This is a genomic window from Paenibacillus graminis (genome assembly GCF_000758705.1).
GTDB lineage: Bacteria > Bacillota > Bacilli > Paenibacillales > Paenibacillaceae > Paenibacillus_AQ > Paenibacillus_AQ graminis.
The window spans coordinates 1,924,225-1,941,172 of record NZ_CP009287.1; the positions used below are offsets into that span (position 1 = coordinate 1,924,225).

General features: G+C 52.4%; 7 protein-coding genes. 3 read left to right on the forward strand and 4 right to left on the reverse strand.

What is annotated here, in order from left to right:
• Positions 1-33 precede the first annotated feature (33 nt).
• Both PGRAT_RS07875 and PGRAT_RS07880 read left to right on the forward strand, forming a co-directional pair.
• A complete protein-coding gene (locus PGRAT_RS07875) occupies positions 34-8,472 on the forward strand; it encodes a non-ribosomal peptide synthetase (protein WP_052415702.1) in 8,439 nt (2,812 codons plus the stop codon).
• 13 nt (positions 8,473-8,485) lie between these two features.
• Positions 8,486-9,064, forward strand: coding sequence for a GNAT family N-acetyltransferase (locus PGRAT_RS07880; protein WP_025705246.1), 579 nt, complete (start codon positions 8,486-8,488; stop codon positions 9,062-9,064).
• 55 nt (positions 9,065-9,119) lie between these two features.
• On the opposite strand, the gene PGRAT_RS07885 is transcribed toward PGRAT_RS07880, so the two are convergent.
• Complete coding sequence (locus tag PGRAT_RS07885) at positions 9,120-9,842, reverse strand: 4'-phosphopantetheinyl transferase family protein (protein WP_051424717.1); 723 nt, start codon at positions 9,840-9,842, stop codon at positions 9,120-9,122.
• Between the two features lie 79 nt (positions 9,843-9,921).
• Positions 9,922-10,530 (reverse strand): antiterminator LoaP, encoded by a 609-nt coding sequence (gene loaP / locus PGRAT_RS07890; RefSeq protein WP_025705248.1) that lies wholly within the window; start codon positions 10,528-10,530, stop codon positions 9,922-9,924.
• A gap of 287 nt (positions 10,531-10,817) precedes the next feature.
• Here loaP and PGRAT_RS07895 point away from each other — a divergent pair, with 287 nt between their 5' ends.
• Complete coding sequence (locus PGRAT_RS07895; protein ID WP_025705249.1) at positions 10,818-11,846, forward strand: cysteine peptidase family C39 domain-containing protein; 1,029 nt, start codon at positions 10,818-10,820, stop codon at positions 11,844-11,846.
• Between the two features lie 104 nt (positions 11,847-11,950).
• Here the strand turns inward: PGRAT_RS07895 and PGRAT_RS31140 are convergent, their stop codons facing one another.
• Complete coding sequence (locus PGRAT_RS31140; RefSeq protein ID WP_051424718.1) at positions 11,951-15,538, reverse strand: M14 family metallopeptidase; 3,588 nt, start codon at positions 15,536-15,538, stop codon at positions 11,951-11,953.
• Between the two features lie 360 nt (positions 15,539-15,898).
• Positions 15,899-16,795 carry an AraC family transcriptional regulator gene (locus PGRAT_RS07905; protein ID WP_081954739.1) on the reverse strand — a complete coding sequence of 299 codons (897 nt, stop codon included), beginning with the start codon at positions 16,793-16,795 and terminating at the stop codon, positions 15,899-15,901.
• Positions 16,796-16,948 lie beyond the last annotated feature (153 nt).

The window sequence follows — 16,948 nt, forward strand, 5'->3', positions numbered from 1 at the left end:
TATGCCTATTTTATCGCTAAAGGAGAACGGATCATGAAACAGGACCCTTCAGGTATTAGCCATACAGAGGGACCCTTGCAGATGCAACCCGTACAGTCAACGTTTGATGGGGAAGCGGGCGAATACTGGCACACCATTATAGACAACGGCACGCCGTTAAATATGCCTTTGGATTATGTCCGTCCGGCTGTCAAAAGCTATGCAGGTGAGGTTGCCATGCTCCGGATAAGCGAGGAGCTTGCCGGCAAGCTTGAGCGTTTGGCGGAGAGTGAAACGGTATCTGTCGAGACCGCGCTGCTTGCATGTTACATTGTGCTGCTCTCTAAATATGCAGGCCAGGATACCGTCTTGGTCGGCTGGGCTTACGGCTCGCTTCTGCGGTCCGGCTCGGGAGGGGACGCAGGTCTCACCGTTTTGGCGGGGCAGGTGGATTGGACTGCAACTTGGCAAGAGTATGTAAATAGCATTAATTCTATTTGTGCGCAAGCCAGGAATTCTCAGCACATCCCTTATGCCGAAGTGGTGAAAAAGCTGGAACTTGACCGTGATCCGAGCAGAAATCCCCTGTTCGATGCCTTATTCCAGACGGGGGATGTCAAAACGGGTTGGGATAAATATGATTTTGCATTGGTGCCCGAAAGAGCAGCAGACGGGATTCAACTGAAACTGGAGTATGATACAGCTCTGTTCTCAAAAGGTTCGATGGAGCGGCTGCTTCACCATTATGTGAACATTGTGGCGGATCTGGCGGAGCATCTGGCATGTAGCCTGGACCGGCGGCTGTCGGAGATCGACATGCTGTCGGGAGCAGAGCGCGAGCGGCTGGTTCAGGGATGGAACCCTACATCCGTCCCCTATCCTTACGGGAAGAGCATCGCCGGTCTGCTGGAAGAGCAGGTCCTGAAGCGCCCGGAGGCGGTTGCGGTCTCGCTGGGAAGCCGGCATTTGACCTACCGGCAGCTTCACGAGCAGTCCAACCGCGTGGCACATGCGCTTCACGCGAGAGGAATCGGGGAAGAGGAGATTGTAGCCGTCATGGCGGAGAGGTCGCCGGAGCTGGTGGTCGCGGTGCTCGGGGTGCTCAAGGCGGGAGCGGCCTACACTCCCGTTGATCCCGATTATCCGGCGGAGCGGCTCCGTTACTTGCTGCGCCATTCCCAGGCCAAGCTGCTGCTTATGCAGCACAAGTTCTGGGACCGGGCGGCGGTTAGTGGAGCCGAGACCCAAGCCGAGACTGTGAACATCGAGGAACTGCTGGCAGCGGAGCTGCCGGACGGTAACCTGCCGCTTGTCTACCGGCCTGAGCGGCTGATGTACGTGCTCTATACGTCAGGCTCGACGGGGAATCCGAAGGGGGCTATGATCACATCGCATTCGTTTGTGAATCTGCTCCACTGGTACACGCGGGAGTTCGCCTTTACCGAGAAGGAGCGCATCCTGCAAATTGCCTCAGCCAGCTTCGATCTGGCGCAGAAAAATCTGTATGCGGCCCTGGTAACCGGTGGACGGCTGGTGCTGTTCGAGCCGGGCCTGTACGATTATGAGCACATGGCGGAGACGATCGAACGGGAAGGCATTACGGTTATTAACTGCACACCCAGCGCGTTCTACCCGCTGGTGGAGTGCGCGGCAGACAGCGGATATCGCCAGCTGGGCAGCTTGCGCGCAGTATTTCTCGGCGGGGAGCCGGTCCATATGACCAGGCTGGGACCCTGGCTGCGCAGCGGGGTGTGCCGGGCCGACATCGTTAACACGTACGGCCCGACCGAATGTACGGATATCGCCTCCTATTACCGGCTGCGCAGCGAAGACTGGACGGGCGGGGATGAGCTGCCCATCGGCCAACCGATTGACAACGTGCGGCTGTATGTGGTGGACTCCGAACTGAAGCTGGTCCCTGAAGGCGTGGAAGGGGAGCTGTGCATCGGGGGCGCCGGGGTAGGGCGCGGCTATTACCATGCGCCGGAGCTGACGAAGGAACGCTTCGTGCACAGCACGGACCTGCCGGAAGAGACCGTATACCGGACAGGGGATAGCGTGAAGCGGCGGCCGGACGGCAATATCGTGTTCATTGGGCGGGTAGACCACCAGGTGAAGGTGCGGGGGTTCCGCATTGAGATTGAGGAGATTGAGCGGAAGCTGCTGGACAGCCCCCGGGTACACGAAGCGGTGGTAACCGCCGGACGGGATGCAGCGGGAGACACCATGCTGTGCGCCTATGCGGTGGCAGCGCCCGGCGCCACCGCTGAGCAGGTGCGCGGGGAGCTGGAGGCGAAGCTGCCCGCCTATATGGTTCCGCAGCACGTGGTGCTGCTGGGGGCCATGCCGCTGACGCCCAACGGAAAACTGGACCGCCGGGCATTGCCGGAGCCGACAATCGGGATCGCGGGAACCGGCGCAGCGGGAGACGGCGTAGCGGAAGACGATGCTGCGCTCACGGACGAGATCGAGCAGACATTGGCTGTGCTCTGGCAGGAGGTGCTGGGCGTGGGGCGGATCGGCCCGGAGGATAACTTCTTCCGCCTGGGCGGCCACTCCCTGAAGGCGATTGCCCTGCTTGCCCGCATCAAGAAGGCGTTCGGCGTCAGCCTCCCGATTCAGAAGCTGTTCCGGGCGCCGACGGTCCGGCAGCTGGCCGGGCTGATCCGGGAAGCGCCGAAGCAGCGCTTCGTGCCCATCCCGCGGGCAGACCCGCAGCAGGCATACTACCGGCTCTCGTCACAGCAGGAGCGGCTGTACGTCCTGCAGCAATTCGAGGCGATTGGCACCGCCTACCATGTCACCTGGGCCGCGCAGGTGCAGGGACCGTTTGACCCGGTCCGCTGCGAGGCGGCGTTTGCGGCGGTCAGCCGGCGGCATGAAGCGCTGCGGACCTGCTTCGAAATGACCGGGGATACCGTGGTCCAGCGCGTGCTGCCCCAGGCTACCGGATTTTTCGAGTATGAGGAGGTCCCCGGCGGCGATCACCGTTCCCTGATCGGGCCGTTTGTCCGTCCGTTTGAGCTGAGGACGGGCCCGCTGTTCCGTGTCAAGGTGGTCCGGACAGGCCGGGAGGAGCATCTGCTGCTGCTGGATATGCATCACATGATTACCGACGGCGTGTCCCAGGATATTGTGCTGAAGGAGTTCGCGGCGCTCTATGAAGGTGCGGCTCTGGAACCGCTGCGGATGCAGTACAAGGACTATGCCATCTGGCAATCCGTACAATCTGGGCAGAACAGGCAATCCGCGCAATCCGGGCAGAGAGGGACCCTGCGGGAGCAGGGACGCTATTGGCTGGAGCTGTTCCAAGGGGAACTGCCGGTGCTGGATCTGCCGCTTGATTACCCCCGGCCTGTGGTGCAGAGCTTCGAAGGGGATAAGCTGAGCGTCCGGCTGGACGCAGAGCAGTCGGCAGAGGTGAAGAAGCTCGCGGAGGCCACGGACACAACGTTGTTTATCGTGTTGCTGGCCGCGTATGATGTGCTGCTGCACAAATATACGGGGCAGGAGGACATCATCGTGGGTTCGCCGTTTGCAGGAAGAAGGCATGCCGAGCTTGAATCTATGGTGGGGATGTTCGTCAACACCGTGGCGCTGCGGAGCTTCCCGCAGAGGGACAAGACCGTGCGGAGCTTTCTGGCTGAAGTGAAGGAGAGCTGTCTGAAAGCCTATGAGCATCAGGAATTCTCGTTTGAACAATTGATTGAACAGCTGCAGCTGCCCCGGGATTTCAGCCGGAATCCATTGTTTGACACCATGTTTGTCCTGCAGAATATGGAGGGGTATACCCCGGGCCTCAAAAATGTGCAGATGACGGCTTACCCGGTCAATAACGGCATTGCCAAATTTGATCTTACGCTGGAAGCCGCTGAAGAAAAAGACGGCAGCCTTCGCTTGAGCCTGGAGTACTGCACGAAATTGTTCCGCAGAGACACGGTAGAGCGCTTCCTTCAGCATTATATGAATATAGTGCAGCATCTGGCCGGCAACCTGGACCGGCGGCTGTCGGAGATCGATATGCTGTCGGGAACAGAGCGCGAGCGGCTGGTTCAGGGATGGAACCCTACATCCGTCCCCTATCCTTACGGGAAGAGCATCGCCGGTCTGCTGGAAGAGCAGGTCCTGAAGCGCCCGGAGGCGGTTGCGGTCTCGCTGGGAAGCCGGCATTTGACCTACCGGCAGCTTCACGAGCAGTCCAACCGCGTGGCACATGCGCTTCACGCGAGGGGAATCGGGGAAGAGGAGATTGTAGCCGTCATGGCGGAGCGGTCGCCGGAGCTGGTGGTCGCAGTGCTCGGGGTGCTCAAGGCGGGAGCGGCCTACACTCCCGTTGATCCCGATTATCCGGCGGAGCGGCTCCGTTACTTGCTGCGCCATTCCCAGGCCAAGCTGCTGCTTATGCAGCACAAGTTCAGGGACCACGCGGCGGTTAGCGAAGCCGAGACTGTGGTCATTGAGGAGCTGCTGGCGGCGGAATGGCCGGACGGTAACCTGCCGCTTGTCTACCGGCCTGAGCGGCTGATGTACGTGCTCTATACGTCAGGCTCGACGGGGAATCCGAAGGGGGCTATGATCACATCGCATTCGTTTGTGAATCTGCTCCACTGGTACACGCGGGAGTTCGCCTTTACCGAGAAGGAGCGCATCCTGCAAATTGCCTCAGCCAGCTTCGATCTGGCGCAGAAAAATCTGTATGCGGCCCTGGTAACCGGTGGACGGCTGGTGCTGTTCGAGCCGGGCCTGTACGATTATGAGCACATGGCGGAGACGATCGAACGGGAAGGCATTACGGTTATTAACTGCACACCCAGCGCGTTCTACCCGCTGGTGGAGTGCGCGGCAGACAGCGGATATCGCCAGCTGGGCAGCTTGCGCGCAGTATTTCTCGGCGGGGAGCCGGTCCATATGACCAGGCTGGGACCCTGGCTGCGCAGCGGGGTGTGCCGGGCCGACATCGTTAACACGTACGGCCCGACCGAATGTACGGATATCGCCTCCTATTACCGGCTGCGCAGCGAAGACTGGACGGGCGGGGATGAGCTGCCCATCGGCCAACCGATTGACAACGTGCGGCTGTATGTGGTGGACTCCGAACTGAAGCTGGTCCCTGAAGGCGTGGAAGGGGAGCTGTGCATCGGGGGCGCCGGGGTAGGGCGCGGCTATTACCATGCGCCGGAGCTGACGAAGGAACGCTTCGTGCACAGCACGGACCTGCCGGAAGAGACCGTATACCGGACAGGGGATATCGTGAAGCGGCGGCCGGACGGCAATATCGTGTTCATTGGGCGGGTGGACCACCAGGTGAAGGTGCGGGGGTTCCGCATTGAGATTGAGGAGATTGAGCGGAAGCTGCTGGACAGCCCCCGGGTACACGAAGCGGTGGTAACCGCCGGACGGGATGCAGCGGGAGACACCATGCTGTGCGCCTATGCGGTGGCAGCGCCCGGTGCCACCGCTGAGCAGGTGCGCGGGGAGCTGGAGGCGAAGCTGCCCGCCTATATGGTTCCGCAGCACGTGGTGCTGCTGGAGGCCATGCCGCTGACGCCCAACGGAAAGATAGACCGCCGGGTATTGCCGGACCCGAGCGCCGGAACCGGCGCAGCGGGAGACGATGCTGTACTCACGGACGAGATCGAGCAGACATTGGCCGTGCTCTGGCAGGAGGTGCTGGGCGTGGGGCGGATCGGCCCGGAGGATAACTTCTTCCGCCTGGGCGGCCACTCCCTGAAGGCGATTGCCCTGCTTGCCCGCATCAAGAAGGCGTTCGGCGTCAGCCTCCCGATTCAGAAGCTGTTCCGGGCGCCGACGGTCCGGCAGCTGGCCGGGCTGATCCGGGAAGCGCCGAAGCAGCGCTTCGTGCCCATCCCGCAGGCAGACCCGCAGCAGACATATTACTGGCTCTCGTCTCAGCAGGAGCGGCTGTACGTCCTGCAGCAATTCGAGGCGATTGGCACCGCCTACCATGTCACCTGGGCCGCGCAGGTGCAGGGACCGTTTGACCCGGTCCGCTGCGAGGCGGCGTTTGCGGCGGTCAGCCGGCGGCATGAAGCGCTGCGGACCTGCTTCGAAATGACCGGGGATACCGTGGTCCAGCGCGTGCTGCCCCAGGCTACCGGATTTTTCGAGTATGAGGAGGTCCCCGGCGGCGATCACCGTTCCCTGATCGGGCCGTTTGTCCGTCCGTTTGAGCTGAGGACGGGCCCGCTGTTCCGTGTCAAGGTGGTCCGGACAGGCCGGGAGGAGCATCTGCTGCTGCTGGATATGCATCACATGATTACCGACGGCGTGTCCCAGGATATTGTGCTGAAGGAGTTCGCGGCGCTCTATGAAGGGGAGGTGCTGGAACCGCTGCGGATACAGTACAAGGACTATGCCATCTGGCAATCCGCGCAATCCAGGCAGAGCAGTACGATGCGGGAGCAGGGACGCTATTGGCTGGAGCTGTTCCAAGGGGAACTGCCGGTGCTGGATCTGCCGGCGGATTACCCCCGGCCCGTGGTGCAGAGCTTCGAAGGGGATAAGCTGAGCATCCGGCTGGACGCAGAGCGGTCGGCAGAGGTGAAGAAGCTCGCGGAGGCCACGGACACAACGTTGTTTATCGTGTTGCTGGCCGCGTATGATGTGCTGCTGCACAAATATACGGGGCAAGAGGACATCATCGTGGGTTCGCCGTTTGCAGGAAGAAGGCATGCCGAGCTTGAATCTATGGTGGGGATGTTCGTCAACACCGTGGCGCTGCGGAGCTTCCCGCAGAGGGACAAGACCGTGCGGAGCTTTCTGGCTGAAGTGAAGGAGAGCTGTCTGAAAGCCTATGAGCATCAGGAATTCTCGTTTGAACAATTGATTGAACAGCTGCAGCTGCCCCGGGATTTCAGCCGGAATCCATTGTTTGACACCATGTTTGTCCTGCAGAATATGGAGGGGTATACCCCGGGCCTCAAAAATGTGCAGATGACGGCTTACCCGGTCAATAACGGCATTGCCAAATTCGATCTTACGCTGGAAGCCGCTGAAGAAAAAGACGGCAGCCTTCGCTTGAGCCTGGAGTACTGCACGAAATTGTTCCGCAGAGACACGGTAGAGCGCTTCCTTCAACATTATATGAATATAGTGCAGCATCTGGCCGGCAACCTGGACCGGCGGCTGTCGGAGATTGACATGCTGTCGGGAGCAGAACGCAAGCAGGAAACTTATTATCCAGCTTCCCCGGCGCAAAAAAGATTGTTTATGGCAGATAAGCTATCGGGGAGAGGCACGGCTTACAACGTTCCTGTCATCCGCAGAATTAAGGGGATGCTTGACGCCGGGCGACTTGGCGGGGCCCTGAAGAAACTTGTCAACCGTCATGAATCGCTGCGGACCACCTTCGAACTGGACGCGGGCAGCGGCATGCTGAGGCAAAAGGTCAATCCTGCCGTGTCTTTTGCTTTTCCGGTATATGAGCTAAGCGAAACAGAAACGCTACTGCTGATCCAAGACTTTGTCAGACCGTTCCGTCTTGATAAGCCGCCCCTTTTCCGGACCGCACTCATACGGCTTACAGACCGGGAAGAAAACGTACTGATTATGGATATGCACCACATCATAACAGACGGTGCTTCTGTAAGCATTCTGCTAAAGGACCTGGCAGCTCTGTATGAGAACAGAGATTTGGATATCCTGAAGCACCAATATAAAGATTATGCGGTAAGGCAGAATCAGCTGGCGGGCACTGAGGAATGGAACCGGCAGGAGGAGTACTGGCTTGGAGTATTCCAGGAGCCTGTCCCCGCGCTTCCGTGGGCTGACCGCCGCACAGAACAGCGGGCAGGGGAAGATTCTTCCCGAACAGCCTATTTTGCCATGGATGACAAAACCGCCTCTGAATTGCACCGTCTGGCGCAAACAACAGAATCAACGCTGTTTATGGTGCTGATGGCTGCCTTCACCGCCTTGCTGTCTAAGCTGTCAGATTGTGAGGATATCGTCGTAGGGATGCCAACCTCGGGAAGACATCATGAGGGCTTGGATAATATAGTCGGGATGTTCGTCAATACACTGGCGGTCCGCTTCTTTGCCAGCCGCAATCTGTCATTTCAGGAATATTTGAATCAGGTGAAAGACAAGCTGATAGAAGCCTATGAAAATCAGGATTATCCGCTTGACAGTCTGGTGGAGAAACTGAATGTATCCCGCAATCTCCGGGGACAGCCATTATTCACTGTAATGTTTCAATTTGCCGAAATGGACGCAGCAGAACAAATTGACGCTATTGACATGGTCCCGTTCGGGCACGACAATGTGCCGGGCAAATTCGATCTTCACTTCATTGTAGTGCAGGAGAACAACAGCCTGGGGCTGGAAATAACGTATTTCGAATCGTTGTTTTCAGAAGAAACTATCGGTGAGCTGATTAGCGGATTTATAGAAATAGTTCAGATTATTACCAGTAATCTAGGAACAGGTCTGGGAGATTTATTGAAAAGACAGAGCGTGCTTCCGTCATCTTGAAAGGGGAACAGCAGTGAATACACACCATTTATTCAGCCAATTTCCGATGCTTGTGTCCGATGGGTTAACACTCCAAAAGATTGATGAGAGCCACCTTGAAGAGGTTTTTGGCATCTATGACAACGATACAGTTTTTGAGTATTGCGGGATTATACCCAAGCACAATAAAGCTACCGTAGCAACCATGATTGGGCACTTTGAAAGAGACTTTCTTAAAAGATCGAGAGTGAAGTGGGGGATCTTTGCCAATAACGACAAGGACACACTGGCCGGGATCATAGAAGCTTTTGATTTCAATCAAAAAGTAGATATGATAACCATCGGCTATTTTTTAGCGGAAGCGCATTGGGGAAAGGGGATTGCCTCAGAGGCAGTCAGCCGGGTTGTCCGCTTCTTGTTTCAGGAGGTGGAAGTGAACAGGATTCAAGCCGAAGTGATGCCGGCAAATGAACCCTCCAAACGCGTATTATTAAAAAATGGCTTCAAGTATGAAGGCACACTAAGGCAGGCCACGTTATGGTCCGGTAAAGGAATCGTTGATGTGGAGATCTATGGATTACTGCAGGGAGATTATAAAACAGAGCGAAGATGATAGTAAACAGGCTCCGTCATAACTTCGACGGAGCCTGTTATAACGTCCGGCAGCCCTAATGGACATGGACATCTTGCTGCCCGTGACCGTCCAGAAAATACCGGATAATTGCATCGGGCGAAATCACCCTGACCGTCTCACAAGACTGGGGTTTCTGTCCGCAAACAGCAAGAGCGTAGTTGTTATCAAGGCTGTATGCCTTCAAATACCAGTCACAATGATCAAATACCCGCAAGCCTTCGACACTCCCTGCCCGGACTGTAGAAAAATTGTTCAAGGAATGGGAGAGCCCTTGGCCGATCGCCTTGATATAGCTTTCTTTTGCCGTCCAAACCGCAAAAAACCGTTCTTGCCTTTGGTCATCTGAGGGGGCTTCCTCAATGAATTCAACTTCCTCCCGGGCAAAAAAACGCCTGGAAATCTCAAGTTGAACGGGCTGAATTCTTTCAATATCAATACCGACAGGACTGTCATCGATGGCACAGACCACCCAATCTCCAGAGTGCGATACATTATAATGAAAGCTGTTGTTGTCAGGTATAGCCAAATAGGGCTTGCCGTATGAATTCGTACCAAAAACAATCCTTTTTACCGGCACAGCAAATGTCTCTGAAATCATTTTCCGGACAAGCAGGTCCCCAACCAGCCCTCGAATCAGATCATCCTGGTGATGAAACCTGGATAGCTTTTCACTTTTTTCTCTGGATACACAGGAGAGCAGGGGGATAAGCTGAGTATTTGGGAAATGGGATATAGCGACTGCATAGATTTGCAACAAGGATAGTCCTCCCTTAAGGGTAGCCTTCCGGCATTCGCCTAAGCGCATAGAGAAAGGCAGTATCTGCTTCATCACAAGATTACATGATTAGCTCTTTGCTGCCAACAGGTTCTATGAGTTCAATGCCGAGTTCGATGATACGCTGATCACCCATGAGTGATACCAGGACTTTCGCCCGGCGTGTATGCTTGTTAATTTTTTTGATAATGCCTTCCAGTCCCTTTAACGGTCCGGACTCCACATAGACCTTGGATTCGATGGTGTAGACCTTGGAGAAATTAATCTCTTCCTCCTGATTCAAAAGCTTTAAAATAATCGACATTTCTTCCTCGGGAATCTTCTTGAAGTACAGCTCCTCTTTCGCTGTTGCAGGCACAGCAGACTGTTTATTGTGTGCGGAGATTGTTCTGTGGCAGGTTAAATCTTCTTTGTTCAGATAGTTTAGCATCTTAATAATTTTGGAATTCCTTTTGATTAAGTAGTAAGTGGAGAAATCCATGACTGTTTTTACGAAAATGTAGCTTGGAAACAAATTCTTTTCCACGTATAGAAGCTTTCCATTCTTTTTCTCGGGGACTATTCTCTTTGGGACGATAGAATACAGTGTTTCTCTGTCAAAAGTTTTGTTCAACCAATCCTTTACACAAAGTTCATCGCCTGTCTTCACAAAAAAAATGTACCAGTTCATAACCGACTCCTTTCAAAATAGAGAGGATCATCTGAATGAATAAAGTCTATAAATGGATTTATTGAAAATAATAAACTTGTGGTATTAATTCGTCGAAAGCAGTGAATATCCTCCAATAATTATCATAATTTATCAATAAATAGTCATATTGCACTAAAATGTCGAAAAATGTCATGTTTTTATGAGGAGCAAACGTGGATTAGGATTCGTCTGCTTGACGGGAAACCGCCTGTTTCTGCCAACAAAAAAAGCCGCCTCCAGGGAGGGGCGTTAGGAGAGTATTGCAAATGAGCAGCAGGATTCTTCCAATGTATGAACCCAGGCTACATACTTACAATGTATACGCTGCATTATTTTCGATTATTGCAAAGGATGAAAGCTATCTGCCTTGGTTTTATAGTAATTTCATATCCATCGGAATCAACACTTGTGATGATACTTTGTATTTTACGGATCATTTCACTTTTTTTGAGTACGGGGAAGGTTTAACCTCATGTCCATGGCTGGAGGTGTACAAACCGCCGCATAAAACCATTTACTCTCAATACTCATTCAATATTAAGGATGCTGTCACCAGTTATTTGAACCAGAACAAGTACATTTGGCTCTATTTGGATCAATTCTATATCCCGCAAAGCGCACATTATCAAAAAATGCACAAAGAACATTCAGTACTTGTATACGGATATGATGATGGAGCCAGTGTATTTTACATCGCGGATAACCTGGACAATGGCAAGTTTATAACAACAGAGATTTCCTGCCGGCAGCTTATAAAAGCCTGGGAAAGCGATATTTGTGAACACTTCCGCAGGCTGTTTCGGGTGCTTAATAGCAAACAAGGCGAATATACACTTAGCACCGCACATCTGAGAGATCAAATAGAAGGTTATTTATCCTCAAAACCTATGAATCAAGGGATTTACTGGGATCAAATTCCGGTGGATGGGCCGCACGCTTATGTGCAGAATATACAATATTGGATATTTGGTCATGAAGTATACAGCTATATACAGCGGCTAATCAAGCAAGTAAAAGTGATGAATGGTCCTAAAGTTTTGGATGTCCGTATTCCCCACCTTTTATGGGAGCATAAGAAGTGCATGATAGAACGGATACACTATCTAAATTTGGGAATGCACGATTTGGTTAGTGAATATGAGAAGGTTGTGAATCACTCCTTAACGATCCGGAACCTGACTATAAAATATAATATAACTAAAAATGATAGAATCTTAGACGAAATAGACACCAGGATTAGTGAAGTTGTGCACACCGAAGATATTGTGTTAAGAAAACTGGCCGAGCTGCTATAGTGCTGCTTTTTGTTTTATATACAATTCTACGGCAAACAGGGATGCCCTCAGCCTTTGCGGCGGGGGCATCCCTGTTCACGTTCACTGCCTATCATTCGTTCAGATTATTGCAGGTTGATGATGTTGCTGATCATGACAGCGGCTTGCGCGCGGTTGGCTATATCTTTTGGCGCAAATGTGTTGGCTGTCATGCCTTTCACAACGCCTTCCTGGGTAAGCAGCGCTACTGCGTTTTTACCGTAGGAGGCTATGCTCGATTTGTCTTTGAAGTTCGCAAGTGCAGCATCGGCATGGGTAACTGATTTGCCTTTGAACTTCGTCAGTGCGTTCGCGGCGATGATCGCCATCTCTTCCCGTGTGATGGAGCGTTTGGGCTCGAACTTCCCGTTGCCTACACCGCGGATCAGGCCATTGCTGACTCCGGCAGCGATATAGCTGTAAGACCAATCCGCAGCAGAAACATCACTGAAAGCTGCCGAAGCATTCGCTGTCTGGAGGCCAAAGGCGCGGACAATCATCGTGATGAACTCGGCACGGGTTACCTCTTTGAGCGGTGCGAACGCATTGCCGCCAACGCCGTTAAGGATTCCTTTAGCCGTCAATTCTTCGATAGCAGATACTGCCCATGCCACTCTGCCTAAATCCGTGAAATGGACCACCGGAGCTGGTGTAGCCGTTGCGGTTGGCTGCTGTGCAGCCGGAGCTCCGGTCGGTGCCGGTGTCGCAGTTGGCGCTGCGTTTGCGGTTGGGACAGGTACACTTGAACCCGGATTCGACGGTGAAGCCGGTTCAGGCTCAAGTGCACCGTTATCCATGCCGTCAGCTTCCGTGGCTGCCGGAGACGATGCATAGATCGCATTCGCCAGCAATCTGAACTGGTTCTGCGGATGATATTTGTTCAGCAGATCGTTGGCGAACAAGGTTACATGGACGTTATCCTTCTGGTAATTCAGGGCCAGGACTTGACCTTTTGCCGCATCGCTGTTTGGCCACCAGCCTGCTTTGAAGAAATCCCCGCCTGTTCCGTATTTCGCCAGGACTTCAGCACCTTCCGGCACAGCTGTGATATAAGCGGCGGATACGGTATACAGGTATTCGTTATCTGCATAAGGAGCCGTAATTACGCTGTCCTGCGAGACAGTTGCTTTGAACAAGCCCTCGTGTGCTGAGGGGTTATTAGATTTGTTGACCGGATTGGAGTAATCCAGGCCCGGCAAAATTTTCAGGGCTTTAATACTGCTAAGCATCGTACGCCCATATCCGATGAACGGTTTACCGCTGGCAATCAGGCTGGTGCCCGCATTGACCAGTACATCAGCCGCAGCCGTATCGGTAGTCACCTTGAATCCAAGATCAGCCAGGATGAATGAAGGTGCTCCGGCAATGCCTACGTTCGCCGGCTTGAGCAGCTTGCCTGCCTTGTCCGCTGATGCGCTGAACGGCACAAGGTCCAAGAGATATTTGGACGCTACAGTTTTCAGGTTCGATCTGGAGACCAGGAAGCTGCCTTTTTCATAGCCGGGTCCGCCATTCGAAAGCAGGGTTACCGCTTTTTTGTCCGCAAGCAATTCGTTAACCGCTTTGATCGCATCGTTGCTGCTGTTGCGGATGACGTAGTTTTGCTCAAAACGGTATTGATTCAGATCTGTCGTTGGAATGACGATGCTGCTGACTTGCTGGGTCTTGCCGGTGAATGCGCCGGCTGTACGGCTGATGTACCGGTCAAATCCGCGCATGTCGGCAAAATTTTGTACAGTGTCGGAATACATTTCATTGAAGTCGGATACATCCAGCCCGTCATACAGAACCAGGTTGGCGTAGCCTCGTTTGGCCTGATGCATGTTCACTACATAGGTTCCTGACGGATAAGTGACTCCATCTACGGTTACTGGCGTAGTAGTCTGCTCTACCTTCACTCCGTTGCGAAGCAGGTATTGCACCATTTTGTACGTTTCCAGTTCGTTTTTTTGCAGATCCTTGGCTACTGGAAGCACATAATATTCAGGGAAAAAGTTCGTTGCTTCCGTTGCACGCTTACGGCCGATGGATTCATATTTAGCATTTACCAAATACTTGTCAACCTCTTTGTGGTCTTCATTGTTCATGCCGCGTTTGAAGATTTCCAGCTGGTTCAGGAACAGCTTCTCTTTGTTATTCTGCACATAATTGGTAGCGGCCAGTGCTGCATAGTAGAAAGCATCCAGAGAATCCTCGTTCAGCTCCGGCACCTCAATGGTGTGTCCAAGCGCCCCTTGGTGCATCGCATAGACTGCGGTGTAAGCCGGTGAAGCATCGTCCCATCCGGTAGCATTGCCGTAAGGATTAGCATAATCCGGATCATTCTTCAGTTTCGCGGCTTCCAGATAAGGAATGTGGTAAGCATTATATTTGGTATTAGCGATTCCGGCATTCCCCATAGCTGTAGCCTGATCAAGCATATTGTCCATGACCAGATCGTATTCGATGTTCGGGTCATGCGGCGGTGTACAAGGCTCAATCAGGAAGCCGCTCACGAAACCGTGCATATCCAGGAAGCTCAGCGGTGTCCACTTGGCGATTTGCGCTGTAACGGCCTGAGTCTCCGGTTGTGTCTGGTAGGAGTTGTCGCGGTTCGGGTCAAGCAGCGTCGAAGTTGCACGTGTGTTGAGCGCACGCCCATCCGGATTCTCCACATAATCAAGCAGGAAAATCACGTTGTCCAGCGCCTTGTCGATATCCAGTGCCACCGGAACAACATTGCCGTCCGCATCAGTCGTTTTATAGTTCACGGTTTTCTGGGTCATCAGCGTATCCAAAAACTTAATAATGACATCGACACCATTGGCTTCATCCGCATGGATGTTGTTCAGCCAGACCGGCACTTTATAGTTTTGCAGCTGGCCGTTTTTGATCATCTCCTGCAATGCAGCAGGGTCATTGTTCATCAACGGCAGCGTTTCGTTCAAATATTGGTCTACGGACGCTTTGTCCTTGGCTACGATGGAGAAGTGGATCGCCCGTCCCTGCGTGGACGTTCCAATCTGCTGATACTCCACATAACGGCCGTATTTATTGTTGCTGCCGGCGGTAATTCTATCAATCGCCGGTTTGATCTCATCATATGTATGATAGGTATCATAAGGGTTCAGCTTCACTTGCTGCTGCGCCAGCACATGACCGTCAGGGGCGGTTGCCGTCAGGTTGTATACACCTGCAAGTTTCACATACTCCGCACGGATGCCGCTGATCGACAAATTGACGCCGAAAGGCATATCAAAGTATACCAGAGCAGTTACTGTAGAAGGTGAAGCAGGCGCATAGCTTACTTTTACGAAGGGATCTCCTGTATACGCTCTAACACTGGAAGCGTTGTTCCATTTTTTCCACTGTGCCAGCGGCTTCATCTCTTCCGCTGTTCTGCCGAAGTTCCAGGTAAGCTGGTCTGCCGTTACGCCTTCAGGAAGGGCCAGCGTAATGGGCAGTGTTCTGGGCTCGGTCATCGAAGCTTGGTAGACTTCTGTGGATACTGTAGGTACAGCCGTTTGATAGACTTCTGCGGTAACCGTAGACGAAGCGCCGGAAGCCGCAGATGCAGGGGCGGTCTGAACTTGCGGCTCTGCCCCAGCTGCAACTTCACCGGCATAGGCTGCCGGAAGGATTCCGGACAACGTCAGGGTTAACGCGATTAATAAGGATAATAATTTCTTAGACATTATTTACCTCCCAGTTATTCTCTCTATTTATGGCTTTTCTAGTAAAACGACTCTCCAGTGTCTGTAAGTTTATGCATCCCTCCAAATGAATTCGCCTGGCAATGCTACCATAATAGGTTATATTCACACCACATGTAACGAATTAATATACATAAATATTTTTTAATATACATTTGAACAATATAATATAGCATTTTATTCAAAAGCGGAAGCTTTTTCATAGATTAGATTCAAAAAATATTTGACGCAGCATTAAAAATAGTAAAGTTTAGCATGGTTACTTTAATGTTTTCCCGCACAAAAAAGAAGAACCCGCAAGGTTTATTTAACCTGCGTGTTCCATTACATACAGATAGCTGTTCATGGCAAAAATCCGCTATAAAACAGATGCTCTTCTTCAATTTGCAGAATGGACTCCTCGGAGTCGTTCTGGACTTGGGCCTGGATCTGCGCCCGGTAATTCTTAGGGGCGGAGCCCTTTACTTTTTTGAACATTTTGGAGAAAAGTAAAGCATCGTTATAGCCTACGGACCGGGAAATGTCAGCTATCGAAAGCTCCGCGTTCCCCATCATTTCACATGCTTTATTGATTCTATAACGAATCAAATATTCCTGAATGCTGATCTGCATTCGCTGTTTGAATAACGAGCACAAATAGCTTCGATTGAGTCCGATAAACTGCGCAATATCCTCAATGGTAATTTTCTGAGGATAATTCATTTCGATAAAATCCCGTACCTTTTCAACGTAAATCTCCGTCCGGGTTTCTTTGAGTTCAGGGGACGTCACCGGACCAAACTCGACGAGCAGCGATAACAATAAATACAGCAATCCCGTCAGTCTGGTTTCCCGGGCTTTATGGAATCCTCTTGATTCATTCATCAACTGCAAGCACTGGTAAATCATATCATCTCTGTCATAGTGGAAGATTGGGGAGGTATTGGTTAGACCCGCTTGCTTAAGGAGCAATTCCGCCGCTGTCCCGTTAAAACCAACCCAGCAATATGACCAGGGATCAGCTGTATCAGCTTGATAATAAGTGATAACATCGGGAAAAATTAAAAACCCCTGCCCCTTCCGCAACCGATACCTGTTACCACCGACTTCAAAAAGTCCTTCCCCGCTCAAAACATAATGGAGTAAATAGTGATTTCTCACAGCCGGCCCAAAAAAGTGACCCGGTATACATTCCTCAATACCGAATTGGGTGAGGTGCAATTCCGTGTGCTGTTTGCTACGTGGTAAATACTCAATCACAGCAAGTCTCCTTCCTGTAAAATATCCAGCATTATACCATATTTACTAAGTGCCATGCCATGTACTCTTCATCTTAATTTATATATTATTTTTATAGTGCTGACTACAATACTGTATGAACTTATCAAGTATTAAACCATGTTATTGTGTTTG